This window comes from Catonella sp. (assembly GCF_057250765.1).
In genome coordinates this window covers 1-24,217 of record NZ_DBHIEC010000023.1, presented here as the reverse complement: position 1 = coordinate 24,217, position 24,217 = coordinate 1, and the positions used below count along the sequence as shown (strand labels likewise).

The window sequence follows — 24,217 nt, the reverse complement described above, 5'->3', positions numbered from 1 at the left end:
ATAGGTTTAACGAAATTTTTTGTAATGGCTCTGACAACAACAGAGTTAAGCTCTATGGACAAGGCTGCAAAGGTTGTTGATGACATTAGCGGATTTGTGTGGAATAACATTCTGCTTTTTGTTCTTCTCGGAGCAGGTCTTTACTTCACAGTAAGAACAGGTTTTGTTCAGATTCGTCATTTTGGCAGAGCTTGGAACAGAGTATTTGGTGATTTCTCACTCAGTGGCTCTAAGGCAGGTAAAGATGGTATGAGTTCTTTTCAGGCGCTCGCAACTGCTATAGCAGCACAGGTTGGAACTGGTAATATAGCCGGTTGTGCTACAGCTATAGTTGGTGGTGGTCCTGGAGCGATATTCTGGATGTGGCTTGCAGCCTTCTTTGGAATGGCTACAATCTACGGAGAAGCATGTCTAGCACAGGCAACCAAGATAGTTGATAAAGACGGAGAAGTAACAGGTGGACCTGTTTACTATATCACCAAGGCCTTTAAGGGCGGATTCGGTAAGTTCCTTGCTGGTTTCTTCTCTATAGCTATTATCCTTGCACTTGGTTTCATGGGTAACATGGTTCAGTCCAACTCTATAAGTGCTGCATTTAAGACAGCTTTTGGAATACCTACTTGGATAGTGGGTATTGCAGTGGCTATTATAGCAGCTTTCATTTTCTTGGGTGGTATCAGCCGTATCGCATCTTTTACAGAGAAGTGTGTACCTATAATGGCAGCACTCTATCTCTTAGGAGGTCTTATTATTCTTATTATCAATATTAAGAATGTACCTGGCGCATTTGCATCTATCTTTACAGGTGCATTTACACCGGAGGCAATAGTTGGTGGTACAGCAGGTATTGCAATTAGAGAAGCAATTAGAAAGGGTGTAGCAAGAGGTCTCTTCTCTAATGAAGCCGGTATGGGTTCTACACCACATGCACACGCTATAGCTAAGGTTGATAAGCCACAGGATCAGGGTGAAGTTGCTATGGTTGGTGTATTTATTGACACTTTTGTGGTACTTACAATGACAGCGATTGTAATCCTTTCGACAGGTGTACTTCAGAAAGGTACAGCTTTTGGTTTTGGTACGGATAACAAGGAATTTACCGGTACTGTAGTAGCACAGGTGGCTTTTGAGCATGGTTTTGGTAGTATCGGTCCTAAGTTCGTAGCACTTTGCTTATTGTTCTTTGCATTCTCAACAATTATAGGATGGTACTTCTTCGCAAGACAGAACATCAAGTATCTTTTTGGTGACAAAGCTATAATTCCATTTACAATTATAGTTATAGCTTGTGTTTTCTGTGGTTCACTTCTTAAGGTAGAACTTGTTTGGAACCTTTCAGACCTTTTCAACGCTCTGATGGTACTTCCAAATATCCTTGCACTCCTCTTCCTAGGAGGAAAGATTGCTAAGTTTGCTAAGGGTGACAAAGTAGAGATGTAAAACTCTAAATTAAAAATTATTACAGAGGCTAAGAAAATTGGCCTCTGTTTTTTGCTATCTACCTGTTAAAAATATAACAATAAAACAGTTGATTTATTGTAAGAAATTTGCAAAATTGCAGAATACTTGAAAATTTGTAACTTTATATAGTATAATAGTTCAGTATATATATAGACAAATTTATCACTAAGAATATTTTTAGGAGGTTATATGAGTAAAGAAAATGTAAAGCTGACTTCACTTACCAAGGCTTCAGGCTGAGCTGCTAAAATAGGTCCTGAAACCCTTGCTCAGGTTATGAGCAAGTTGCCTAAGTTAAGAAAAGATGAGAACCTTTTAGTAGGTCTTGATACTTCAGATGATGCGGCTGTATATAAAGTTAGTGACGATGTGGCTATTATTCAGACGCTCGATTTCTTCACACCTGTAGTTGATGATCCATACCTCTTTGGACAGATTGCTGCGGCCAATGCCCTTAGTGACATCTATGCTATGGGAGGAACAGCAAAGGTTGCCATGAACATAGTTGCCTTCCCTAACTGCCTGTCTCCAAGTGTACTCGGAGATATAATGAAGGGTGGTGCAGACAAGGTAGCTGAGTCAGGGGCACTCCTTATAGGTGGACATTCAATACAAAATGATGTTCCTCTCTATGGATTAAGTGTAACCGGATTTGTGCATCCGGAGAAAATACAGAAAAACTACGGAGCAAAAGAAGGTGATATCCTTATCATAACCAAGCAGGTTGGTACCGGTATAGTAAGTACCGCAGCTAAGGTAGAAATGGCTTCCGAAGAAGCTTGTGAAGAAGCAATTAAAGTTATGACTACACTTAACCGCCTGCCAAAAGAGATAATGGATAATTACCCTGTTCATGCCTGCACAGATGTAACAGGCTTTGGACTTTTGGGACATGGAATAGAGATGGCTGAGCCAAGTGAGGTTTCTTTTGAATTATATGCTGATGAGATTCCTTATGTTAAGGAGTCTATGAGCCTTGCAGAAATGGGAATGATTCCTGAAGGAGCGTATAAGAATAAAAAATACTTCGATTCAAAGGTTGACCTCAGTGGGGTTAAGGAAGTGTATGGAGACTTACTCTTTGATCCACAGACCTCAGGCGGACTTTTATATGCAGTAGAAGCTAAGTATGGAGAAGAGATTATTAAGGCACTTAAGGGTTCTTCGCTTGCAACCGAGGTAGCTATTATCGGTAAGGTTGTACCAAAGAAGGAAAAAATAATATATGTGAGATAAATCCTAGGGTTCTGGCAGAAAATGTCGGACTTGACCGGATTTTCTGCGCGGAAAGAAGGGGAAATGGATAAGAATGTATTGTATAGGAGTATACCCAAGGTGGATATACTCCTTGAGAAGGATGAGATTAAGGCAGTAATATCTGAATACGGACACGAGATAGTTATGGATATCATAAGGGAGGAGACAGACAGACTCCGCCTTTTGATATCAGAGGCAGATACAGAAACAGGTCTTAAATCTAAGATAGACAATCTTACGGAAACAATTGTAAATGAAGTTAAAAATCTTTTTAAACCAAAAGTTAGAAAAGTAATAAACGGTACAGGAACCATACTACATACCAACCTAGGTCGTGCGCCTATTACCAGGACTCAGGCAGAGATGCTAAAAGACATAGTCTGTGGTTATTCAAACCTTGAATATAACCTTGAATCAGGTAAGAGGGGAGAGCGTTATTCGCATTTTGAAAAACTCTTATGCAGAATAACAGGAGCTGAGGCGGCCATGGTTGTTAACAATAATGCAGCCGCAGTTATGCTCATCCTAAGCACAATGGCAAAAGGCGGAGAAGTAGTTGTATCCCGAGGTGAGCTTATAGAGATAGGTGGTAAGTTTAGAATACCTGATGTTATGGAGCAAAGCGGTGCGAAGCTTGTAGAAATAGGTACTACCAACAAGACACATCTTTCTGACTATGAAGAGGCTGTCACTGAGAATACTAAGGCTTTCTTAAAGGTACATACCAGTAACTACAGTATAGTAGGCTTTACTCAGAGTGTTACGGCAAGTGAGCTTAAGCCTCTTGCTGAAGATAAAGGACTTCCTATTATTGAGGACCTTGGAAGCGGTGTGCTTATCGACCTTGCAAAGTTTGGCCTTACACACGAGCCTACAGTACAGGAAGCAATAGAAGCAGGAGTGGATGTAGTTTGCTTTAGTGGAGACAAGCTTCTTGGAGGACCACAGGCGGGCATCATTATCGGCAAGAAGAAATATATCAACATGATGAAGAAGAATCAGCTGACCAGAGCGCTTAGAGTTGATAAATTCACTGTTACCGCACTTGAACTTGTATTACTTTCATACTTAAATGAAGAAAAAGCTATATCTGAGATACCTGTTCTTAAGATGATTAGCGAGACCTATGACTCGGTTAAGGAAAGAGCAGGAAGGCTTGCAGATATTCTTAGAGATAAGTGTAAATATGCAGAGATAACTATAGAAGACTGTGAATCACAGGTAGGTGGAGGTTCTCTGCCTCTTGAAAGAATAAAGAGTGTATCTGTAGTTATTAAGCCTCATAAAATAAGTGTAAGTTCTTTAGAGGAAATTATGCACCACTCCAGACCTGCAATAGTTGCAAGAACGGCAGAGGATGCTATTTGGATGGATGTACGCACCCTCCTTGATGAAGATTTTGAGACTATTGGCGGCCTTTTTGGAGGTGTGCTTTAATGAAACATATAATAATTGGAACTGCAGGACATATAGACCATGGTAAGACCACCCTCATACACGCACTTACAGGACGTAATACGGACAGACTTAAGGAAGAACAAAAGCGTGGTATTACCATTGAGCTTGGTTTTACCTGGTTTGACCTTAAAGATCATACCAGATGCGGCATCATAGATGTCCCGGGACATGAAAAGTTTATAAACAACATGGTTGCCGGAGTAGTTGGTATGGACCTTGTGCTCATGGTAGTGGCGGCAGATGAGGGAATCATGCCTCAGACTAAGGAACACCTTGACATACTTGGACTCCTTGGTATAGAAAAGACAATTCTGGTGCTTAATAAGTGCGACACTGTGGATGAAGAGTGGCTTAGCATGATGGAGGAAGATGTCAAAGAAGAGCTTAAGGGTACGATAATGGAGGGGGCTCCTGTTGCCAAGGTGTCAGCTATGAATGGCGAAGGTATTGAAGAACTTAAAGAACTTATACTCCACATGGTCAAGGACGATGTTAAGGAAAAGGATGTAAACAGCATACCTCGCCTTCCTGTAGACCGTGTGTTTTCTGTGCCAGGCTTTGGAACTGTTGTTACAGGAACCCTGCTTTCAGGCTCCATAAGTAAAAATGATACGCTTGAAGTATTTCCTGTAGGAAAAGAGTGCAAGATAAGGAATATCCAGGTACACGAGACCAATCAGGACAAATGTGAGGCAGGACAGAGAGTGGCTCTTAACATATCTAACATACACAAGGATGAGCTCCACAGGGGCTGTGTGATTGCACCTGTGGGAAGTATGGAAAATTCACGCCTTATGGATGTAAAGCTCACAGTACTAAAAGATTCCAACAGGAATATTAAAAATAGAGACAGACTCCACCTTTTTACGGGAACCAGTGAAATCCTCTGCAGGGCTATTCTTCTTGACAAGGATGAGCTAACTCCTGGAGAGACCGGGCTTGCACAGCTTCTTTTAGAAGAAGAGCTTGCAACCAAAAGAGGCGACAGGTTCATAGTCCGCTTCTACAGCCCGCTTGAGACTATCGGTGGAGGAGTGGTATTAGAGCCAAATCCTAGAAAGAAAAAGCGTTTTAATGAAGATGCCATAGAAGAATTGCTAAAGAAGGAATCAGGCTCTCTTGCGGATGTCTGTGAGCTTAATATAAGGGCTGAGACTGAGGATTTGATTACCCTTAAAGACCTGGCTAAAAATATGTCGCATTCTGTAGAAGAGCTTCGCCCATATCTGGATGAGCTAATTGCTGATGGAATTATTTATGAATTCCCTAAGAACAAGGATAATTTTTTCTGGCATAGGGACAATGCTTTTATCCTGTCTCAGGAAATAGTCAGGGATTTGAAGAAATTCTATGAAAAATATCCTTACAGGGCAGGAATAAAGAAGGCTGAGATACATTCATCCTATATGAAAAAGGTAAAATTAAATGTATTTGAAGAATGTATCAATAAGCTCGTTTCCGAGAACCTCATAGAAGTAAGAAATGAGTATGTATGCCTGCCTGGTTATGAGATAAATAAGGATGAAACCTACCTTTCTATAGAAAAGCTGCTTACGGATACTTTTGAGACTGCAGGCTATGCTTTTTTAAGATTTTCAGAAATCGACAAGAAAAAGTATAGTGATGAGGTGGCGATGGATGTACTTAGAGTGATGATGGACGAGGAAAAGGCTGTAAAAGTAGGCATCGAGCTTGAAATGTACACTATGAAACACTTTATGGATGTGGCGGAAGCAAGAGTGAGGGAACATTTTAAGACAAATGAAATTATTACTATTTCAGAAGTAAGGGAAATGTTTGAAACAAGTAGAAAATGTGCTAAGCCAATAATAGAATATATGGACGTGATAAAGGTAACAAAGAAGGTTGGCGGTGAGACGGAAAGGGTGGCGTATTAATGACATTAAAACAATTGGAAGCATTCGTAAAGATTGCCAATAATAGAAGCTTTACACTTGCTGCTAAGGAGCTGTTCATTACCCAGCCTACAGTAAGTGCCTATATCAACAACTTGGAAGAAGAGCTGGGAGTCAGGCTGTTTGACAGAACAACCAAAGAGGTTCAGCTATCGGATGAGGGAGACAGAATCTACCTATATGCCAAAGAGATACTCGAGCTTGCTGATAAGATACAGAATTCATTTTCAATGGATGAAGACAATAAGGTGAGACAGGTGGTCATATCTACCTCTTCTATACCGGGCCAGTTCCTTGTACCGGAGATACTTTCAGCATTTAAGAAGAAATTCCCTGATGTGGACTTTAGGGTAAGAGAAACTGACAGTCAGGGAGTGGTAGAGGATATTACCAACCACATGGCAGACATAGGTTTAGCTGGTACGGAAATTAACAGTAACAAGTGTAATTTTATTCCGTTTTATGATGACGAGCTAATCCTCGTAACTGAGAATTCTGAGAAATACAGGAAGATAAAGGAGAGCGAGACTGACCTGAACTGGATAAAAGATGAAGATTTCATTATGAGAGAAAGCGGCTCAGGTACAAGAAAAGAGGCTATTAAGCTTCTTGAAAGTCAGGGTATATCTCAGGATGAACTAAAGGTAAGTGCAACCTTTGGTAAGACAGTTACTGTAATCAATTCTGTTATCAACGGTCTTGGAGTAGCTATGATGTCTAGGCTTGCAGTGACAGGGGAGCTTGAAAGAGGAGAACTCCTTGAATTCAAGATAAGTAAGGAAGGCGGTTACAGAAAGCTTTATATGGTAACAGAGAAGAAGAATAGGCTTTCAGACGGCTGTAAAGACCTTATGGGAGTAATAGCCAAGCTATACAAGATTACTCTCAAAGAAATTTAATTAAATATAGCTGCTTGCTTAAGCCACATACAGGTGTTACACTTGTTATGTGGCTATTTTTGAATGGATAAATTAGGCTAAGAGTACAGCAGGTAAGTGATTAAATAAACGAGAGCTTGTATAGTAAGCTAGGCAAACGGAGGAGAAGTATGAAGAAGTGTTTATTTTACGGCGATTCCAATACCTATGGAGTAGATGTAAGGGGCGGACATAGTGGGGCAAGATATCCTGAGAATCAGAGGTTTACAGGAATCTTAGCCAATGAATTAAAGGGTGAATGGGAATTCATCATAGAAGCTAAGGTAGGCAGATGTATACCATCTATGGACTTTGAACTTGAAGAATTTGAAGAGGTTATAGAGAAGGCGGGGCGTATTGACCTTTTGGCTATTATGCTTGGAACCAATGATTATCTAAGCTATAGCAAGCCTGATGCAGATAGGGTGGCAGGGAGGATGAAGGCTCTGATAGACAGGTTATTTGAAAATGAAGCCTACAGCAGTAGAAAGACAGATATCCTGCTTATAGCTCCTCCTAAACTTGATTTTACAGGTGACAGGTACTATGAAAAGTTTAGCACCTTGGATGGAGGCTTATCTAAGGCTCTTCATAGGGTGGCGGAGGAAGAGGGAGTACATTTTGCTGATGTAGGCAGCCTTGACTTGCCACTTGAAAAGGATGGGATACATCTAACTATAGAGGCTGAGGAGCCTGTGGCTAAGTATTTTTTAGATGTATTTAGAGAATTGAAAGTGTAAAAAGCTTAGTTTACAATGAAGACAGGATAATTATAGAGAATAAAATTTGATATATTGAAGATATAAAAGAGTAGAGAAAATAGGAGATGAATATGGATAAAAAGGCTAATATTTTTTTGGCAAAAAAGCTATTTACAGAGCTGGTTTTTAATACTGCTTACATAGAGGGGGTAAATGTTACATTTCCACAGACTCAAGCAATTATTGATGGTGCAATAGTAAACAATGTACCGGTATCGGACATACAGACAGTATTAAACTTAAGGGATGCCTGGAAATCTATGCTAGATACCCTTGATGAACCACTTACATTAGAATATATATGTAAGATAAACAGCCTGGTATCCAGAAATGAAAGCTTAGAATGGGGAGTGCTTAGAAGCGGTACCGTAGGTGTAGGAGGAACGGATTATCTCCCACCGGTTCCTGATAAAGCAGAAGTAGAAAAGAGAATAGAGGAAATAAAGAATATTCCGGATATCCAAGAGAGGGCGATAGATTATTTTTGTTATTCAGTAAGAGGACAACTTTTCTGGGATGGAAATAAGAGGACTTCAACTATAGTAGCAAGTAAAATCCTGATAAGTGAGGGTAAAGGAGTGCTGACTATAGGAAAGAAAGAAGCTTTAAGCTTTAATGAAGCACTTTTACATTTTTATGATACTGCTGACAGCATTCTGTTAAAAGAATGCCTTATGGGATGTATAAAAGGAGGAAATGGTGGTTTGTAATAACAAAAGTGCCGTCTCACATAATTACAGGGGGTATTAAGTATGGTGAGTATACGAAAATGCAAATTAACAGATAATCCAAGCTACATGCTAAAAAATATAAGAGAAACACTGGGAATCGAAAGAAGTGTAGTATATGAAGGAATATGCAGTGAAGCCACTTATGAAAGATATGAAACGGGAGAAAATGAATTAAACCTTATAAGATTCTTTTTCTTTTTAGAGAGAATGGGAGTATCTAATGAGAGGTTTGAAGTTATGATTCCTGACTATATTTATGAGTTTTATAAATGGTATGGATACTGTATGAAATTAGCAGAGCGAAGAGACTGGGAAGGTTTGAAAGCAGAGAGAAGTAAATTTGATAAGCTGGAGTTAGAAGATAAAGAAATACAGCTTTCATATAGAGATTATATAGATTATATAATAGCCAGGTATGCAGACAAAGATAACGAAAAAGCACATACCTTTATTTATAATGCACTCAGCCATACAGTTAAAGATATAACAGCCATAGATAGAGAGAAAAAGAGATTATCTGTATTTGAGTGGAATATATTTATCAATCTTTATGATTTGAAATATGAAATGAAACCTGAATACAATGCTGAAATAACTGATAAGTTATATGACCTATATAATTATCATAAAGGCAATATGGAAGAAATTATTATAATGTGTAAGATACTTCCCAAACTTGGATTAAACATACTGTTAAATGAGAAAGATAGGCTCCTATCAGCCGAAAGAGTTGAGATAGAAAAAGAAATTCTGAGCATTTTGATTAAATATTATAGCTGGGTGGGAGTGCCTGAAGTGTTGAGACTGCTGTGTATGGACACCAGAACACATCATGAGAAGATACTATACAGTAAGCAGAGGGAAGCATTTGTAAGAACGATAAAAAAATATGGTTTTTCAGAAGAATATAGAATAGAAATGTTTAGAGAAGCTTATCCAATCTATACTCTTTTTAGCGACAATATAAAAGCGCACAGAGAAAAATTGGGGCTTACTACAGAGAAGGTAAGCGAGGGTATCTGTGCTTTTGAAACATATTCAAGATATGAAAGAGGTGTAAAATACCCTAAAAAGAAGAATCTAAGCAGATTAGCTGAAAAACTTGGTATGGAATGGTTTTTAATAAGGGGAGATATGGAAGTAGATGACTATGAGTCTCTGGTTTTAGCCACAGAATGTAGAAGATTAACTGCTACTAAAGAATTGGATGCATTTAGAAAGAATATTAGAGAATTAAAAGATAGGGTTGATATGGAAATTCCAAGGAATAGGCTGGCGGTGGGATTTTTCGAGCCACTCACAAAGAACAGCAGTAAAGTTACGGTAGAAGAAGTAGAGAAATTGCTTTCTATAACAGGCAGGACGTTGGGGGATGGATTATTCTTTTCGAGGATAGAAAATGATATTTTAAATTATATTTTTAGTCTGAAAAGGGAAAAAAGTGGCGAAATAGGAATAAAATTGACAAAGAGCTTAATAGATAATGAGAAAAGAAAGAAAGTAATAGATGGACGTTATACTTCTATAGCCAGAAAAAATCTCGCCTGTCTATATAATGATGTAAGCAAGTATGATAAAAGTTATAAAATATGTATAGAACTTATAAATGAATTAATGGATGGAGATAATATTTTTTTGCTTATGAATTTATTGTCTTGCTTGATAGAAGCAGATGAAGAAAAAGGAAACATAGAACAGGCAGAAGAACTCTGCCATGATTTGTTCTATATTTCCGAGTTATATGAAAGATATGACAGTGTTATGGTGAGAACCTATTATGAAAAACACTTTGATAAAAATATTAGGTGGTATTAGCCTCTTCTACTTCGAATGTCTATACTATCATTTGAAGATGGTCTTTCGCAAATGAGCGTTGGAGCAGAGTGTGAAGGTATTAAGTTTGTACAAACTGGAGCTAAGCTTAATAAAAGCATAGCTGCAAATACAAAAGATAAAACAAGCTTTTTAATAGATACTTTTTTGTTTGATTTAGTTTTCATAATGAAAAACCTCGCTTTCTTTGAATTAAAATTTAATTGCCAGTTGTAATGTGAGCTATAATATCATAATTTTTGGCAAAAGACCATGATATTTTCTGAAGAAAAATAGGCTAGATTTTTTCAGAAAATATCATGGTAATGTTAGTGGGCTTATGGTATGATGTAGGCACTTGATCAAGTATGATTCTGTTAACTATTTTTTGTTGGAGGTTAAGAATGAAAGTAAAAACTGTTAAAAGAATTTGTCTGTCTATTGTAACAGGCGTTGTTATTCTGTCAAATGCTGGTGCTATGATGACTTTTGCAAATAATCATGAAGATCACTCCTATACAGGTTATACAGGAGATGGTAGTGATCTTACCACATTAGTCAGACCAAAAACGGATAGGACAAGTGCTTATGCAAGAAATTTAAATACTAATTTGACACATAGGCTTGGGGTTGGAGGAACAAAAAAGATTTCAGGTCATGGAGATCCTTTTTTGGATGAAAATTGTACAGGAGGTACTTGGGGGTATTATGACTTAAAACCAGGTACATATAAATATCTTAGAAATTCAGTTTATGAAAAGGGTTATAGAAATGCTTTTTTGATTTTTACAGAAGCAAATCATAAATTTGGATGGATAAGAGGAGCGTGGAGTCCTGATAGTATTTAATAATCAAACGAGGTCACTTATTATAGTGACCTCAATTAGAAAGAAGGTAAGATTAGTTGAAAAAAATAAACATTATTAAAATTTCCATAATTACCATAATGGCAATAGTTTTACTCCTAAGTATAGGCAAAAACTTAAACTTAGCTGCAAACAATAATTTATTAGCTAAGTTTATTAATAATGTTTTTGGAAGTGGAGAAAATAATGAAAAAATTATTTCCGAACCTTCTACTAAAGTAGCAAATAAAAATGCAGATAATTCAGTGTCTTCGAGAAATGAAGAAGATAAAAACAGAGCATCCTCTTCACAAAATTCCAATAATGAAGAAAAACGCATGTTTGAAGAGATTAGTAGGGGATGGTACGGCACAAAGGTCATAACACAGAATGATAATATTGTAAGTAAATATTATAAGTTTACAATCCATAACATATCAACTTCAAAAAAACTAGGAGACTTTAATTATTCTGATAATTTAGGGCATGTAGATAAAGATGGAAATACAATGGATGGATATTCTTATTTCATTGTAAATGCAACAATAGAATGTTTAGAAGAAGATAGATTTTTTGAAGCATTAAGCTTAGGAAATTTGTATATATTGGCATATAACGGAACTGAACAGCAAACAGGACATGAACTTCTTACAGCCAATAATGATAAACCGATAAGTAGAAAAAGAGCACTTTGGGTAAAAATGAAAAAGGGAGAAAAAAGAGATTTTAATTTAGTATTTTTAGTAGAGGACAAATTCATAAATGACAAGGCTGTTGATTTTTACCTTTATATTAATGAAAATGGTTCCGCTCAGGGAACCAATGATAAATATAAGTCTTTAGTAAAATTAGATTATAGGAATACATCTTCTGCAACAGATACAAACAAAGATGAAAAACATATTTTTAATGAGATTAGTAAACAACAGTATGGTACAAAGGTTATTACACAGAATGATAATATTGAAAGTAAATATTATAAGTTTACAATCCACAAAACATCAACATCTAAAAAATTAGGTGAGTTTAACTATTGTGATGATTTAGGGCATGTCGATAAAGATGGGAATACAATAGACGGTTATTCATATTTGATTGTAAATGCAACAATAGAATGTTTAGAAGTGGATGAATTTTTTGGAGTATTGAGTTTAAAAAATTTGCAAATGTTTTTTTATAATGATACTAAGTGGGAAGGTGGTACGGAGCTGCTTACTGCCAATAATGATGTGCCAATGAACAGTAAAAGTGCTATGATGGTAAAAATGAAAAAGAGAGAAAAAAGAGATTTTAATTTAGTATTTTTAGTGGAGGATAAATTCATAAATGACAAGGCTGTGGATTTTTATCTTTATATTAATGAAAATGGTTCCGCTCAGGGAACCAATGATAAATATAAGTCTTTAGTAAAATTAGATTATGTAAGGTAGGCAATTAATGAAAACAATTTACACTAACGAAATAAAGAGAGCTTTTAATACAATAGGCATGAAACTGGCTTTGCTTATAGGCTGCGGTTTATCTATATGGCATGTTGTGTCAGTAATAATACCTCAAAGCAGTCAAATTGGTTATGAATTATCTGTTGAAGCTATAGATCCATTATATGTGCCAACAGGCTTATTTAATAACTGGATGGGGAATGAGTTATATCCGATTCAATGCTACATATTTTACCTTATATTGCCGCTTCTTGCAGTACTTCCCTTTGGAAGCTCATTTTTTGAGGACAGGAAAAGTGGATATATTATAAATGTATGTACCAGAGTGGATAAAAAGACTTATTATAAGGCTAAATATCTGGCTGTTTTTTTGTCAGGTGGAGTTGCAGTGGCCACACCATTGCTGCTAAATCTGATAATGTCATCTATGTTTTTACCTGCACTTTTGCCGGACAATGGCTCTAATGGGACAATATCACCTACAACTATGGAATATGAAGTTTTCTTTACACATCCGCTGATTTATATACTTATGTTTATAGTTATTGATTTTATTTTTGCGGGTGTAATAGCTACGCTTTCACTTAGTTATACATATTTTACGGAGCATAAGTTTGGTGTACTTATAGTGCCTTTTGTATTTTATTTTTTTATTTACTCTCTGACAAATTTAATCAATAGAACGGAATATTCCCTGTTCTTTATGCTAAATGGCGGAGCAAACAATAATTACTTGTTGGTATATATACTTTATTTTCTGCTGTTTTTTGTATTATCCTATATAGTTTTTATGTGGAAAGGGAAGAAACAGGATGTTAAAGCGTAATATTAACTTAATTATTATATTCATGTTTTTATTCTGTGTATTATTCCTTTACTATGAGGCAAGTCCTTATAATGGAATATATTATTACAGAGCACTTTACACTTTGGCTGATGCCTATGTTTATTTTTTGGATCCAAGAGTATATGGTATGCTTATCTTGCCTTTTGTCATCATATTATTTACCAATTTAATAAAGTATGATGATGAAGTAAACTGTTTAATTCGACTTGGAAGTGTGAAGAGATTAGTAAACAGAAGAATGAAGAAAGGAATTATATTTTCTGCCATATGCACTGTGTTTGTGATGATAGTGGTGACATTTATTAGCAGTTTACAGACTGGAACTCTTATCAACTGGGGGAGTGAGAGCAGTATTTACTTACTTAAAACTGAACATTCTTCAAATATAGGTTTTATAATAGTTTTTATTATCGCTGTTATTACACTGCTTATAAGAAACTTTTTTGTATGCCTTTGGATTATATTCTTGGATTTGAGGCTTCATAACAGCGTTATAACATTTATAATCCTGATTTCAGTTGTAGTTTTTGAAATGTTTCAGAGGATAATTCCGTTATTTTGTAATTTTTTAACGATTGATTACAGAATGTGGGATAGCACAGGAATTAAGGCCGGTTATTTGTTATACATTATTTTTACCTGTATTATTTATTATGTTTTGATGAAACAGTGTATTAAGAAGAAGGAGTGGATTTAGTGGCTGATAATATCCTTTTATTAAAAAGGCAGATAAAGCATGATGTTAAAAATGGAATTTTCAGAAGATATAAAATATATTTGCTTTTCATCATACTGCTTTCTGTCATTTTAGCATTTTGGAATAAGAAAATTAGCTTGAATATGGATAATAAAGCAGGGCTTATCGACTATCTTATGTATATTTTTTCTGGTAAAGAAGAGGTTAGGGCGCTCACAAATCAGGATGTTTTTGATATACCGATAGCTTGGCTATTTGTACATATATATGTATTATTTGGAATAGGTACTTATCCAAAGACAGAGTATATGGAAAGGGGATACCAGTTTTTAATAAGAGCAGGAAACAAATGGTGCTGGTGGATTGGAAAATGTGTGTATATTTTCTTTAGTGTAATTCTTTATTATTTATGCATAGTATTTACAGGCTTCATATTTTCAGCATTAAATGGCGGCAATAATACTGTAATTAATAAAGAAATTTGTGAAAGAATGTTGAGAGTTGATATTAGCAATATATCTGGTATTAAGATGTATTTATGCCTTGTAATAATGCCGGTATTGCTGTTTTTAGTTATTAGTTTTGCCTGTATGTCCATATCATTTCTTACTAACAATATTTTAGCTATAATAATGCTAATGGGTTATTTATCCGTATCAGCATACTGGTGTAATGCTCTTTTGTTAGGAAATTATACGATGTTATTAAGGGTTCACAAAATGCCATTTACCATAGGAATTATTAATTCTATAATTGTTTTATTCTTATGTGGAGTCTTGGGGTACAGATATTTTAATAAACTGGATATTTATGGCAAAGAACAGGAGGGAATCTAAGATGTATGTAGAAATAGAAGCTTTAACAAAGATAATTGATAAAAACAAAGTATTGGATAATGTTTCCTTGGAAATGGATAAAGGGAATATTTATGGAATAAAAGGTAAGAACGGCAGTGGAAAGACTATGCTGCTTCGTGCTGTCTGTGGTTTAATAAAGCCTACTGAGGGACTGGTAAGGGTTAGCGGGAAGCAGATAGGAAAAGATGTGACATTTCCTGACAGCGTAGGAGTTCTGATTGAAAATCCCGGCTTTATTCCATCATTATCAGGATACGATAATTTAAAAATGCTAGCGGATATAAAGGGGTTAATAGGAAAAGAAGAAATAGAAGCGGCAATGGAAAAGGTCGGACTTGAGAAATCCTGCTTTAAGAAGAAATATAAAACTTATTCTTTGGGAATGAAACAAAAGCTTGGAATTGCAGCTGCTATAATGGAAAGTCCTGAATTAATCCTGCTTGATGAGCCGACTAATGCCTTAGATGAGGAAAGTGTAAGAAAATTACTTGATATTTTAAAAGAGGAAAAGGAAAGAGGAGCCTGCATAATACTGGCTTCGCATGATATGGAGGAGTTAACTTTGTTATCTGACATTATTTTTATAATGGAAGAAGGAAGAGTGAGGAAGGCAGAGTGAAAACAAGGGCTATTGTAGGTGCAGTTATTTTGCTAATTGTATTGTATGCTTTCAGAGTGTATAAAGTAAATAGTGAAATCCGTGCGGTTAAGGAAGATATGATACCATTTGGGACTGAGAGAGAAGTAACTAACGGTGTAACTATGAAGGTAAATGGATACACAGTTCTTTCTAAAGAGGAAGCAAAGGAGAAATATGACTATGATTTGGAAATGGATGAAGAAGTGAAAATAATCTTGGTTAATGTAACATATTTCAACAAGACTAATAAAAGCAAAACTGTGGATACCAGACCTAATTCTATTGAAAAAACAGGATATTCAACAGCAACTGAAATGATGCTTTACTCTTTATGCAATCAATTTGATTTAGATGTCACGTTGAAGTCCGGAGAAGAGAAAGAAGTAATATTGCCTTATATTTTATTTAAGTTTCAATTTGAGCAAGGTGAATGGGAGAAATTAGAAGATGAAGTGTTTTATATCTCTAATTCCAGATATCCCGTAAAGACAAAGTGGATGTTAAAATAAAGAAACGCATAAGTTTACTGATATTTAGGGATAACTCTATCTTTTTGCTAAGTCGGGTTTTACAAAGGGATGTATGAAGAAAGCTGAGAAAATTGACAAGATTAAACCGGTTAGTTATGATATTGTTAAAGCAATTAAGCATTGAGAAAATATCGCTAAGCATAGATATTCTTTTATAGGAGGTTATATGTTTGAACAATTAATTCAAGTAGGAGTGTCTGTTGTTATCTTCGCTATTAGTTTAGATATTATATATAAAAGTAGGAAATTTCTAAAAGAGTATTATGTATGCAGATTTAAAACAAGTACTAAAGTGGTTGTATATATAGTTACAGTAATTATAATTGCTATGTTGATGATGTATTTGAAATCTATTAATGTACATTGGATACTGTATAAAACCTGTAATGCCATTTGTAATGCATTGATGGTATTTCTTATGGTTGCTATAGTATGGAAAAAGTTTTGGCCATCGGATAAAGAATAAAATTGTAAAAAGCCAAATACAATTTAGTTTATTATTTTTGACTAATTGTATTTGACTTAAAAGCTAAGTGAAGATGATATAAATAAGTTTAAGAAGGATTTTAAGCTAATAGCGGATTACATGGTAAAAGGAAGCAAACATAAGGCAGACCGTATAGACCTAAACCACCCTGAGGAAGTGAGTGAACTCATCCAAAGGCTAACAGGTGAGGAGCTGCCTATCCCTATAGAAAGTGAAGAAGGAGGAAAGAACATGGAGAAATTTTTTGAACCGATGTTTGAGAGGGCAGAAGCAAGAGGAGAAGCAAGAGGAAAAGCAAGAGGAAAAGCAGAAGGCGAGAACTGCCTTGCAAGACTAATCAGTCTCTTAATGAGCGAAGGTAAGAACGACAAAATCAAGGATGTAGTAGAAAATGAGGAAATTAGGCATGGGCTGTATAAGGAGTATGGTATACAATAACTGCATGTGATTGATAGATTTCCATGATGCTTAGGAACGCATAATAAACTCAAGTAATAGAATGATTAAGCCATATACGGTGAAGGTATGTATATGGCTTATTTCTTTATGTCAAATTATTAATATTGTGATGTTGAGATCAAAAGTATATGTCGAATTAAACTTTATATAAAGACATGACATTTTAAGGGAAAAAATGTAATAATAATTCCCATAAAATGTCATGGTGTTTATTTATGTTTAGTGGTAATATATAGGTACTTGATCAAGTATTAGGAGAGCATCACATAGAAAGTTGTGGAGTTCCCTGATTGCAACTAATAACAAACATATTATATAGGGAGTCATGCACCATAAAGGAAAAGGTTAAAATATGGATAAAAAAGGTTATGCCGGTCTCATTTCAGCAATGATGGTAGTAATATTATTACAAATAAATAATGTTATTGCGAATGTAGTTGGAATTATAATGGCTTGTCTGAGCATTATCATCAATTCCAGAATAATATATGAAGAACTTGGCAAAGCCAAGAAGAAATGTTGACAAATTTTGTTATGATTAAGGCAATTGTAACGCTTAAAGCAGAATTGCAATTGCCTTAGTCAATGATAAATTTAGGAGGAAAAGTATGGATAATACAATATTAGAAGTAAGTATGTTAAAGGATAAAAGCAAATATAAATCTGCTCTTATCATAAGTATATTATCAATTATAAGTGCGTTATTAATTGCACTTGTAGGAGATATATTGGCGGTAGTTGGGATAACATTATCAATATTAAAAAGAAATGATTATAACACAAAATTATCACTTGTTTTGAGTGTGATAGCTCTAATCTTGGCTATTGCTAATCATGTTTTGGGAGTAATGTTATTAAATGGAACAATTCAATTATAAATCTAAGAATTAACTAAACATCTGTCTAAAAGTCATATACTGGGAAATCTTGGTATATGACTTTTCCATCATGCATTAAGAGGATTTACTATTACTTTTGAATAAGATATATCCGATGTATACTTCAAGAACTGAATTTTGACGATAATTAAGAGATACATTGAGAGGTAAAGATGAACAATAGTAAATGCCAATATACGGATAATCCAAGCTATATACTTAAGAATATAAGGGAAGCCCTTGGAATGTCTGCAAAAGAAATATATGAAGGCTTATGTTGCAGAAGTACATACGAAAGGTATGAAAGTGGAGAAAATGAGATTAGCCTTACCAGGCTGTTCTTTTTATTAGAAAGAATGGGTGTGTCAAATGAAAGATTTGAAGTAATGATACCTGACTATGTATACGAGTTTTACGAGTGGTATGAAAACTGTATGAAGCTTGTCGAAAAGAGAGACTGGGAAGGACTTGTCTGTGAGAGTAAGCGGTTTGATGAGTTAGTGCTTGAAGATGAGGATATCCAGATTGCTTACAGGGATTATATTGAATATATCATAGCGAGGTATGGTGAAAAAGATAATAATAAGGCATATAGCATGATTATGAAGGCTCTAAACCATACTGTAAAGGATGTGGAGGCTATAGTAGAAGAAAAGAAGAGACTTAGTGTATTTGAATGGAATCTGTTTATCAATCTATATGACCTCAAATACGAGATGAATCCTGATAAGAATGCTGACATCACGGACATTTTATATGATGTCTATAACTATTACAGAGTAAATGTGACAGATAAATTCATTATATATAAGACACTGCCACGGCTTGCACTGACAATGTTACTGAATGACAGGGGCAGCCTTACATTACATAAGAGGATTGAATTAGAAGAAGAAAGCCTGAAAGTCTTAACCAAGTACTATTGCTGGGTGGGATTGCCGGAGGTGCTTAGGCTTTTGAGTAATGATGCTAAAACTCTGCACGCTAGGACTGTATACGCTAAACATAGGGAGGCACTTGTAAGCATAGTGAATAAATATGATTTTTCAGAAGACTTCAGAATAGAAGTGTTTAGAGAATCTTATCCTCTGTCTATGCTGCTAAGTGATAACTTAAAGGCATATAGGCAAAAGATGGGACTTACTATGGAAGAGGTAAGTGATGATATATGTGCTTTTGAGTCGTATTCAAGGTATGAAAGGGGAGTCAAATATCCTAAAAGAAAGAAACTGGAAAAACTAGCTGAAAGACTGGGTATGGAGTGGTTCTTAATACGGGCAGAAATAGATGTAGATGATTATGAAAGCTTACTGCTTGCCACAGAATGTAGAAGGCTAATTGCAACACAGGAGATAGATGCTTTTAGAGAAAAGATAGAACTATTAAAAGAAAAAATTGATATGGATATTATAAGAAATCAGATTTTGGTGGTTTTTTTTGAATTACTTACTAAGAAGGACAGGGATGTGTCAAAGGAAGAATTGGATTATTTGTTTTCTATAATAGAATATAAGCTTGAAGAAGATTTATTTCATTCACGAGTAGAAATTGATGCACTGAATTATATAGCTGGTTTTGAAGCGGAGAAGAACCTGGAAACAGGGATAAAAATAGTTAAAGGTATAATAGACAACGAAAAAAGAAAGAGAATGTTAGACTGGCGCTATACCTACATTTCAAAGGGAAGCCTTACATGTATGTATAATGATAGTAGGAGATATGACGAAAGTTATACAATCTGTAGAGAACTTATGGATGAAATGATAATTAAAGATTATACTTTTCCACTTATGAATATATTATCTTGCGTGATAGAAGCTAAAGAAGAGAAAGAAAATATAGAACAGGCAATGGAAATGTGCAAGATACAGTTCTATATTTCAGAATTATATCAAAGACATGATAGTGAAATGATAAGAGAATTTTATGAAAGACACTTTGACAAAGATGCAATATGGTACTAAATCTGTCTGCATCTTGAACCAGTTTTGTCTATTTGACTAGATCTTCCGCAAACAAGAGTTGAATTAGAACGAATGTCTGTTAAGCTTGAACAGACTGGCGCAAGACTTGATAAAAGTATAGCTATAAAGCAAGAAGACAGTATAAGTTTTTTGATAAGTGTTGTGTTAACTAAATGTGATTTCATAATGAAAACCTCTCTTTCTTTAATAAAATTGATTACTTGTACTAATGTTGAGTCTAATAATAACATACTTTTACGTATATGCCCATGACATTTTCTGAAATTAATTCAGCTAAAAATTTGCGGAAAATGTCATGTTTTTTTTGAATGTAAATGCTGTCATATAGCATGAATAAGATGGCTGATTTTTGCATTTGTACTTCTTTACTTTCCGGTGCATTTCTACAGGTGAAGAATGATGTGGTTAATTACATAGGATTTGCATTGGTTGTGGTAACAGTTATAAGCAGTGTGATAGTGATAAGAGAAGAGATTAAGAAAAAACGTAGCAGCAAGAATCCCCACTTGCCAATTTCTGTAAAATAATATATAATAATTACGGAAATGTTACAAAATTATTAAAACATCTAGGGGGGGACAATGAGAACCAAGATAATAACATTCGGTTGTATCCTGCTTGCAGGAATGATGATTAGCAGTGGTACAAGGTCAGTGAAGGCAGAAGAAGTAGTGGCAACAGACGCTGCAATAGAGACTAAGACTAATGAAGTAAAGAGTGAAAAGGTGGAGACCTTACCTGAAGAAAAGGTCGAGGAAGAGGTAAAGGCTGAAGAAGCTGAGGATGAAATCGAAGCAGAGGAAGACGAGATTCCTCTTGGAAGCGCTGATGATAAAAAGCCTCAGTCAAAGAAAAAGACTACAAAGAATATCTCTAAGAAGACAGTAAAAAAGGCTGATAAGACTGAGAAGGCCACAGAGGTCAAGAAACAGTCAAATGATGTAATTAAGTATACAGATGAAGAGTTTAAGATTCTTGTTTGTGTTACCTTCCTTGAGGCAGGGAATCAGTCTTACAAGGGAAAGCTTGCTACAGCAAATGCTGTTATAAACAGAGTACTTAACAAGAGGTTTCCAAATACGATAAAGGGTGTAATCTATCAGAAGTACGCAGGCCGCTACCAGTTTGCTCTCTGTGCTCCGGGAGGTAAACTTGATCAGGCTATGAAGAACTACGGAAAGAATACAGGCTGGAGAGCAGCTTATGAGAAAGCCTGCATCAAAGTGGTTAAGGATGCACTGGCTGGCAAGACTGCTACTGACAGGAGATATCATTTTTTTAGACTTCACTATAAGGGTATTGAGAACTGGAAGTCTGACGGAGTAAAGATTGACGATACTTATTACTACAATTATTAAACCTAACACAGTATGACTGCTAACTTTAAGCATTTTATAATCTTCAGAATGACCTAACGGGGAACCGTAAGTGTATATTCTGAAGATTTTTTTAACAGGAATTTTTCTGTAGCAGTGATTAAAATTACAAAAAATATAGTTTCCCTATAAGAGAAAAGTTATAATTGAGATATCCTATGTAATTTTTTATGAAAAAAAGATAGAATTATTGCGGTAAGTCCATTTTTATGGTACTATAGTTAGGATATGTATATTGAATGGAGGCTTCTTTATGGAAGAGAATACAGAGAGAGTATCAAAGAATTTTATTGAGGATATTATTGATAAGGACATAGCTGAGGGCAGGACCAAGAAGGTAATAACCCGTTTTCCGCCTGAACCCAATGGATATTTACATATAGGACATGCTAAGTCAATTCTTCTTAACTACGGTCTTGCTAAGGAGTATGGCGGACAGTTCAATCTTAGATTTGACGACACCAATCCTACCAAGGAAAAGACTGAGTTTGTAGAGTCTATCAAGGCTGATGTAGAGTGGCTGGGTGCAGACTTTGGTGATAGATGCTTTTTTGCGTCTAATTACTTTGGAGAAATGTATGAAGCTGCGATTAAGCTTATAAAGAAGGGAAAGGCCTTTGTATGCGATTTGTCTGCTGATGAAATAAGAGAATACAGAGGTACTCTTACAGAGCCTGGCAAGAACTCACCATATAGAGAGAGAAGCATAGAAGAGAATCTTGACTTATTTGAGAGAATGAAAAATGGTGAATTCCCTGATGGAAGCAAGGTTCTAAGAGCTAAGATAGACATGAGCTCTCCCAATATGAACATGAGAGATCCTGTCATCTATAGAATTGCGAGGATGACTCATCATAATACAGGTGATGACTGGTGCATTTATCCTATGTATGACTTTGCACACCCTATTGAGGACGCAGTGGAGGGAATTACACATTCTATCTGTACCCTTGAATTTGAAGACCATAGACCTCTCTATGACTGGGTGGTAAGAGAACTTGAGTACGAGAATCCTCCTAAGCAGATAGAGTTTGCCAAGCTTTACCTTACCAATGTGGTAACAGGAAAGAGATATATAAAGAAGCTTGTAGACAATGGAATAGTTGACGGTTGGGATGATCCAAGGCTTGTTACCATAAGCGCACTTAGGAGAAGAGGCTATACTCCTGAATCAATTAAGCTGTTTATGGAGCTTTCAGGTGTAACCAAGAGCAAAGCATCTTCTGACTATGCTATGCTTGAGTATTGTATACGAGAAACTCTTAAGCTAGAGAAGAAGCGTGTAATGGCTATACTTGACCCTGTTAAGCTTGTAATAACTAATTACCCTGAGGGTGAGACAGAGTGGCTGGATGCTCCTAACAACCTTGAAAATGAGGCTCTTGGCAGCAGAAAGCTGGCATTTACAAGAGAGCTTTACATAGAGCGTGAGGACTTCATGATAGATCCTCCTAAGAAATATTTCAGACTCTTCCCAGGCAATGAAGTAAGGCTTATGAATGCTTATTTTGTTACCTGCACAGGCTATGATGTGGATGAAGATGGAAAAGTTACAGAAATAAGATGTACCTACGATCCTGAGACAAAGAGCGGAAACGGCTTTGAAGGCAGGAAGGTAAAAGGTACAATTCACTGGGTAAGTGCATCTCATGCCGTGCCTTGTGAAGTGAGATTATATGAAAATATAGTGGATGAGGAAAAGGGAGTTTACAATGAGGATGGTGAACTTAACCTAAATCCTAATTCATTGACAGTTATCAAGGATGCGCTTGTTGAAGAGAGCCTTAAAGGTACTACTGAAGTAGAACAGTACCAGTTTGTAAGAAATGGATTTTTCTGTCTTGATTCTAAGGATTCGAAGCCGGAAATGCCTGTATTTAACAGAATAGTATCACTTAAGAGCTCTTATAATCCTAACAAGGCTTAACCAATATATTGGTTAGGGCTTAAAGGGTGGATATAGGAGGTATAATTTTGGAAGTATCAGAAGAATCGATTCTTTTTGACAAAACTTATACTTGTCCGTGCTGTGCTACAAAGTTCAAGGCAAAAGCCGTAAGAGTGGGGAGAAACACCTTGGTACGGCTTGATGATGATTTACGCCCTATATATAAATATGTGGATGCGACCAAGTACGACGCAATTATCTGTACAAAGTGCGGGTATGCAGGATTAATCAAGAATTTTGATGCAATAAGTGATAGACATGTAAGGGATATCAGAGAGAAAATTACGGCCAAATTCAAGGGTATAGATGAAACAAAGACACATTATACTTATGAAGAGGCCATTGAAAGAACACAGCTTGCCCTTCTTTCTACGGTCATTAAAGGTGCAAAAATCAGTGACAAGGCTTATATCTGTCTTAAGCTTGCTTGGCTTACAAGAGGAATGAAAGAGGCGTTAGATAAGGAATCGGCTGATTATAAGAAAAAGTATGATGAGCTTGATAAAACTGAAATGAATTACCTAAAAAATGCCTATGACGGTTTTTCGGAAGCCTACATGAATGAGAAGTTCCCTATCTGCGGTATGGATGAGAATGCTCTTTGTATAATAATGGCAGAGACAGGAAGAAAGCTTGGCAAAACCCATGATGCCCTAAGATATGTGGAGACAGTTATTTTATCTAAGAATGCTACTGATAGAATGAAGGATATGGCTAGAGAAATAAGGGCTAAGTGTAAAGAAGAATAATGCATATGATACAATTGTCAAAATTATAAAAATTTGATGCAAGCCTGATTGCAAGAGAATTTATTCTATTTTGACGCGCAAAATCCCCGCTGTAACCAGTGGGGATTTTTGCAGTGTGCCTTGCGGCGCACGTTTCTAAAGGGTGAAAGTCCCTAATCCGCCCT

General features: G+C 35.8%; 23 protein-coding genes. All 23 read left to right on the top strand.

Annotation, left to right across the window (positions count from 1 at the left end):
* Positions 1-54 precede the first annotated feature (54 nt).
* Positions 55-1,440: an alanine/glycine:cation symporter family protein gene (locus ACO6HM_RS10875; protein ID WP_485391083.1), complete on the top strand. Its 1,386-nt coding sequence runs from the start codon at positions 55-57 to the stop codon at positions 1,438-1,440.
* A gap of 210 nt (positions 1,441-1,650) precedes the next feature.
* The gene (gene selD, locus ACO6HM_RS10870; RefSeq protein WP_485391069.1) at positions 1,651-2,697 is read left to right on the top strand and encodes a selenide, water dikinase SelD; all 1,047 of its coding nucleotides are present in this window, start codon (positions 1,651-1,653) and stop codon (positions 2,695-2,697) included.
* A gap of 63 nt (positions 2,698-2,760) precedes the next feature.
* On the top strand, positions 2,761-4,155 hold the full coding sequence (gene selA / locus ACO6HM_RS10865) for an L-seryl-tRNA(Sec) selenium transferase (RefSeq protein WP_485391068.1): 1,395 nt from the start codon (positions 2,761-2,763) through the stop codon (positions 4,153-4,155).
* Positions 4,155-6,074, top strand: a complete 1,920-nt coding sequence (gene selB / locus ACO6HM_RS10860; protein ID WP_485391067.1) for a selenocysteine-specific translation elongation factor — start codon at positions 4,155-4,157, stop codon at positions 6,072-6,074. Before selA ends, selB begins: the two co-directional genes overlap by 1 nt.
* The gene (locus tag ACO6HM_RS10855) at positions 6,074-6,991 is read left to right on the top strand and encodes a selenium metabolism-associated LysR family transcriptional regulator (RefSeq protein ID WP_485391066.1); all 918 of its coding nucleotides are present in this window, start codon (positions 6,074-6,076) and stop codon (positions 6,989-6,991) included. Before selB ends, ACO6HM_RS10855 begins: the two co-directional genes overlap by 1 nt.
* Before the next feature lie 149 nt (positions 6,992-7,140).
* Positions 7,141-7,749 (top strand): GDSL-type esterase/lipase family protein, encoded by a 609-nt coding sequence (locus ACO6HM_RS10850; RefSeq protein ID WP_485391065.1) that lies wholly within the window; start codon positions 7,141-7,143, stop codon positions 7,747-7,749.
* Between the two features lie 92 nt (positions 7,750-7,841).
* Positions 7,842-8,480, top strand: a complete 639-nt coding sequence (locus ACO6HM_RS10845; RefSeq protein ID WP_485391064.1) for a Fic family protein — start codon at positions 7,842-7,844, stop codon at positions 8,478-8,480.
* A gap of 42 nt (positions 8,481-8,522) precedes the next feature.
* Positions 8,523-10,316: a helix-turn-helix domain-containing protein gene (locus ACO6HM_RS10840; RefSeq protein ID WP_485391063.1), complete on the top strand. Its 1,794-nt coding sequence runs from the start codon at positions 8,523-8,525 to the stop codon at positions 10,314-10,316.
* 401 nt (positions 10,317-10,717) lie between these two features.
* Positions 10,718-11,161: a DUF2712 domain-containing protein gene (locus ACO6HM_RS10835; RefSeq protein ID WP_485391062.1), complete on the top strand. Its 444-nt coding sequence runs from the start codon at positions 10,718-10,720 to the stop codon at positions 11,159-11,161.
* 56 nt (positions 11,162-11,217) lie between these two features.
* A complete protein-coding gene (locus ACO6HM_RS10830) occupies positions 11,218-12,588 on the top strand; it encodes a hypothetical protein (protein ID WP_485391061.1) in 1,371 nt (456 codons plus the stop codon).
* Between the two features lie 7 nt (positions 12,589-12,595).
* On the top strand, positions 12,596-13,426 hold the full coding sequence (locus ACO6HM_RS10825) for a hypothetical protein (protein ID WP_485391060.1): 831 nt from the start codon (positions 12,596-12,598) through the stop codon (positions 13,424-13,426).
* Positions 13,413-14,144, top strand: a complete 732-nt coding sequence (locus ACO6HM_RS10820; RefSeq protein WP_485391059.1) for a hypothetical protein — start codon at positions 13,413-13,415, stop codon at positions 14,142-14,144. Before ACO6HM_RS10825 ends, ACO6HM_RS10820 begins: the two co-directional genes overlap by 14 nt.
* A complete protein-coding gene (locus ACO6HM_RS10815; RefSeq protein ID WP_485391058.1) occupies positions 14,144-14,980 on the top strand; it encodes a hypothetical protein in 837 nt (278 codons plus the stop codon). Before ACO6HM_RS10820 ends, ACO6HM_RS10815 begins: the two co-directional genes overlap by 1 nt.
* A 1-nt stretch (position 14,981) precedes the next feature.
* Positions 14,982-15,620 (top strand): ABC transporter ATP-binding protein, encoded by a 639-nt coding sequence (locus ACO6HM_RS10810; RefSeq protein WP_485391057.1) that lies wholly within the window; start codon positions 14,982-14,984, stop codon positions 15,618-15,620.
* Positions 15,617-16,150 carry a DUF5028 domain-containing protein gene (locus ACO6HM_RS10805; protein WP_485391056.1) on the top strand — a complete coding sequence of 178 codons (534 nt, stop codon included), beginning with the start codon at positions 15,617-15,619 and terminating at the stop codon, positions 16,148-16,150. The genes ACO6HM_RS10810 and ACO6HM_RS10805 overlap by 4 nt, the downstream gene beginning before the upstream one ends.
* 607 nt (positions 16,151-16,757) lie before the next feature.
* A complete protein-coding gene (locus tag ACO6HM_RS10800; protein ID WP_485391055.1) occupies positions 16,758-17,096 on the top strand; it encodes a hypothetical protein in 339 nt (112 codons plus the stop codon).
* Between the two features lie 373 nt (positions 17,097-17,469).
* The gene (locus ACO6HM_RS10795; protein ID WP_485391054.1) at positions 17,470-17,640 is read left to right on the top strand and encodes a hypothetical protein; all 171 of its coding nucleotides are present in this window, start codon (positions 17,470-17,472) and stop codon (positions 17,638-17,640) included.
* 85 nt (positions 17,641-17,725) lie between these two features.
* On the top strand, positions 17,726-17,995 hold the full coding sequence (locus tag ACO6HM_RS10790) for a hypothetical protein (protein ID WP_485391053.1): 270 nt from the start codon (positions 17,726-17,728) through the stop codon (positions 17,993-17,995).
* 173 nt (positions 17,996-18,168) lie between these two features.
* On the top strand, positions 18,169-19,959 hold the full coding sequence (locus ACO6HM_RS10785; RefSeq protein ID WP_485391052.1) for a helix-turn-helix transcriptional regulator: 1,791 nt from the start codon (positions 18,169-18,171) through the stop codon (positions 19,957-19,959).
* A 359-nt stretch (positions 19,960-20,318) separates the two neighbouring features.
* Positions 20,319-20,507, top strand: a complete 189-nt coding sequence (locus ACO6HM_RS10780) for a hypothetical protein (RefSeq protein WP_485391051.1) — start codon at positions 20,319-20,321, stop codon at positions 20,505-20,507.
* Positions 20,508-20,561: 54 nt separating this feature from the next.
* On the top strand, positions 20,562-21,338 hold the full coding sequence (locus tag ACO6HM_RS10775) for a cell wall hydrolase (protein ID WP_485391050.1): 777 nt from the start codon (positions 20,562-20,564) through the stop codon (positions 21,336-21,338).
* A 271-nt stretch (positions 21,339-21,609) separates the two neighbouring features.
* Positions 21,610-23,283: a glutamine--tRNA ligase/YqeY domain fusion protein gene (locus tag ACO6HM_RS10770; RefSeq protein ID WP_485391049.1), complete on the top strand. Its 1,674-nt coding sequence runs from the start codon at positions 21,610-21,612 to the stop codon at positions 23,281-23,283.
* 47 nt (positions 23,284-23,330) lie between these two features.
* Complete coding sequence (locus ACO6HM_RS10765) at positions 23,331-24,053, top strand: DUF2225 domain-containing protein (protein ID WP_485391048.1); 723 nt, start codon at positions 23,331-23,333, stop codon at positions 24,051-24,053.
* Positions 24,054-24,217: the final 164 nt, after the last annotated feature.

Excerpts from the sequence above, each read along its gene's own strand:
- ACO6HM_RS10800 (WP_485391055.1), top strand. The coding sequence starts at position 16,758 with ATGGTAAAAGGAAGCAAACATAAGGCAGACCGTATAGACCTAAACCAC.
- ACO6HM_RS10845 (WP_485391064.1), top strand. The coding sequence starts at position 7,842 with ATGGATAAAAAGGCTAATATTTTTTTGGCAAAAAAGCTATTTACAGAG.
- selA (WP_485391068.1), top strand. The coding sequence starts at position 2,761 with ATGGATAAGAATGTATTGTATAGGAGTATACCCAAGGTGGATATACTC.
- ACO6HM_RS10810 (WP_485391057.1), top strand. The coding sequence starts at position 14,982 with ATGTATGTAGAAATAGAAGCTTTAACAAAGATAATTGATAAAAACAAA.
- ACO6HM_RS10855 (WP_485391066.1), top strand. The coding sequence starts at position 6,074 with ATGACATTAAAACAATTGGAAGCATTCGTAAAGATTGCCAATAATAGA.
- ACO6HM_RS10780 (WP_485391051.1), top strand. The coding sequence starts at position 20,319 with ATGGCTGATTTTTGCATTTGTACTTCTTTACTTTCCGGTGCATTTCTA.
- ACO6HM_RS10795 (WP_485391054.1), top strand. The coding sequence starts at position 17,470 with ATGGATAAAAAAGGTTATGCCGGTCTCATTTCAGCAATGATGGTAGTA.
- ACO6HM_RS10825 (WP_485391060.1), top strand. The coding sequence starts at position 12,596 with ATGAAAACAATTTACACTAACGAAATAAAGAGAGCTTTTAATACAATA.
- ACO6HM_RS10840 (WP_485391063.1), top strand. The coding sequence starts at position 8,523 with ATGGTGAGTATACGAAAATGCAAATTAACAGATAATCCAAGCTACATG.
- ACO6HM_RS10785 (WP_485391052.1), top strand. The coding sequence starts at position 18,169 with ATGAACAATAGTAAATGCCAATATACGGATAATCCAAGCTATATACTT.
- ACO6HM_RS10775 (WP_485391050.1), top strand. The coding sequence starts at position 20,562 with ATGAGAACCAAGATAATAACATTCGGTTGTATCCTGCTTGCAGGAATG.
- ACO6HM_RS10875 (WP_485391083.1), top strand. The coding sequence starts at position 55 with ATGGACAAGGCTGCAAAGGTTGTTGATGACATTAGCGGATTTGTGTGG.
- ACO6HM_RS10835 (WP_485391062.1), top strand. The coding sequence starts at position 10,718 with ATGAAAGTAAAAACTGTTAAAAGAATTTGTCTGTCTATTGTAACAGGC.
- ACO6HM_RS10820 (WP_485391059.1), top strand. The coding sequence starts at position 13,413 with ATGTTAAAGCGTAATATTAACTTAATTATTATATTCATGTTTTTATTC.
- selB (WP_485391067.1), top strand. The coding sequence starts at position 4,155 with ATGAAACATATAATAATTGGAACTGCAGGACATATAGACCATGGTAAG.
- ACO6HM_RS10770 (WP_485391049.1), top strand. The coding sequence starts at position 21,610 with ATGGAAGAGAATACAGAGAGAGTATCAAAGAATTTTATTGAGGATATT.
- ACO6HM_RS10850 (WP_485391065.1), top strand. The coding sequence starts at position 7,141 with ATGAAGAAGTGTTTATTTTACGGCGATTCCAATACCTATGGAGTAGAT.
- ACO6HM_RS10790 (WP_485391053.1), top strand. The coding sequence starts at position 17,726 with ATGGATAATACAATATTAGAAGTAAGTATGTTAAAGGATAAAAGCAAA.